Genomic DNA, 1,837 nt, shown 5'->3' with positions numbered 1-1,837 from the left:
GACGAGCTCTTCTTCCCGGGGGCCCGGCGGGTGGCCCTGTCCAGGCTGCTCTTCCCCGGCCCGTGGAAGGACTATCTGCGGGCGGTGGACGCCTACGGGGACTCCTCCGTGGTCCCCACCGACGGCTTTTTGTACGGGTTGCGGCCTGGCGTTCCGCTCACCGTCACCCTGGAGCCCGGAGTAGAGATCATCGTGGAGCTGGAGACGCTCTCCGAACCGGACGACTCCGCGATGCGCACCCTGTACCTGCGGGTCAACGGCCAGCCCCGGCCGGTGCGGGTCCGGGACGCGTCCATCACGGCCACCACCACGGCGGCCCGTCGGGCAGACGCCACCGATCCGAACCAGGTGGGCGCCGGGCTGCCGGGCATCGTCACGTTCAGCGTCGCGGTGGGCGACACGGTGACGAAGGGCCAGCGGCTGGCGGTGGTGGAGGCGATGAAGATGGAGGCCGCGGTGACCAGCCCGGTGGGCGGGACCGTCGTGGAGCTCGTCCGTTCCAGCGGCGACTCGGTCGAGGTCGGCGACCTGCTGCTTACTCTGCGTCCCTGATCTCGCCGGTCGGGGCCCGCCTCCGCGGGGGTGTCGTGGCCGGGGGCATCCCGGCCACGTTCCTCGCCTCCCGGTCCGGGCGGAAGACCCAGGCGCGTAGCAGAAGGAACCGGATGACCGTGGAGGCCAGGTTCGCCAGCACCAGCACGGAGAGTTCGAGGCCGCGGCCGGGGTTCGTGCTCGCCGCGTGCAGGAGCGCGAGCGAACCGCTGGTCAGGCCGAGGCCGACGGCGAACACCACCAGGCCCTGCAGATGGTGGCGACCGGCGCGCCGCGGACCGGTGAGACCGAAGGTCAGCCGCCGGTTCGCCGCGGTGTTCGCGACCGCCGTGAGAAGCAGCGACAGCAGGTTCGCGATCTGCGCCCCGGTGACTGTCCGCAGCAGGACGAAGAGCACCAGATAGGACAGCGTGCTGGCGACCCCGATCGCGGCGAATCGCAGGAGCTGACCGGCGAGTCCCTTCGGTACCCCCGGGACCTCGACGACCTTGCCCTCCTCGGCGTGGCCGGCGGTGAGCGGACCTCGGCCGAACTCCTGGTGCAGCTTGGCGAGCGGCAGCTTTCCGCTGCCGAACGCCCGCAAGAGGCGGACCACACCCTTCAGGTCGGCGATGGCCGTGGCGAGGACGTCGACGCGGCTGTCCGGATCATCGATCCAGTCGACCGGGACCTCGTGGATGCGCATCCCGGCCCGTTCGGCCAGGACGAGCAGTTCGGTGTCGAAGAACCAGCCGCTGTCCTCCACCAGGGGTAGCAGGCCCGCCGCGGCGTCGGCGCGGATCGCCTTGAAGCCGCACTGCGCGTCGGAGAACCGGGCCGCCAGGGTTCTGCGGAGGATCAGGTTGTAGCAGCGGGAGATCACCTCCCGGCGCGGTCCCCGCACGACCCGGGAGGCGGGGGAGAGCCGGGTGCCGATCGCGAGATCCGAGTGGCCGCTGATGAGCGGAGCCACCAGGGGCAGCAGCGCGGCGAGGTCGGTCGACAGGTCGACGTCCATGTAGGCGAGCACCGGTGCGGGCGAGAGGCCCCAGGCCGCCCGCAGTGCCCGGCCGCGGCCCTTGGCCTCGAGGTGGATCGCGGCGACCTCGGGGAGTTCCTTCTCCAACGCCTGGGCGATGGCCAGGGTGCCGTCGGTGCTGGCGTTGTCGGCGATCGTGATCTGAAGGGGTACGGGAACATCCCGGTCAGGTGGGCATACAGCCGTCGGACGCAGGGGGCGAGGTCGTTCTCCTCGTTGTACACGGGGATGACGACGTCCAGCACCGGGCGCGGCCGGCCGCCGTCC

1 protein-coding gene and 1 pseudogene are annotated in these 1,837 nt (G+C 71.5%); one reads left to right on the top strand and one right to left on the bottom strand.

The window, feature by feature from the left end; genetic code table 11:
- Positions 1 to 552: biotin/lipoyl-containing protein (locus tag AC08ON_RS05760; RefSeq protein WP_476616581.1), on the top strand; the 552-nt coding region annotated here is incomplete at its 5' end.
- Here the strand turns inward: AC08ON_RS05760 and AC08ON_RS05755 are convergent.
- A pseudogene (locus tag AC08ON_RS05755) lies at positions 536 to 1,815 on the bottom strand (bifunctional glycosyltransferase family 2/GtrA family protein). The gene AC08ON_RS05760 and the pseudogene AC08ON_RS05755 sit on opposite strands and share 17 nt — an antisense overlap.
- Positions 1,816 to 1,837 lie beyond the last annotated feature (22 nt).

Source organism: Frankia sp. CoWAU3 (assembly GCF_977971855.1).
This window is presented reverse-complemented; position numbering and strand designations above follow the sequence as displayed.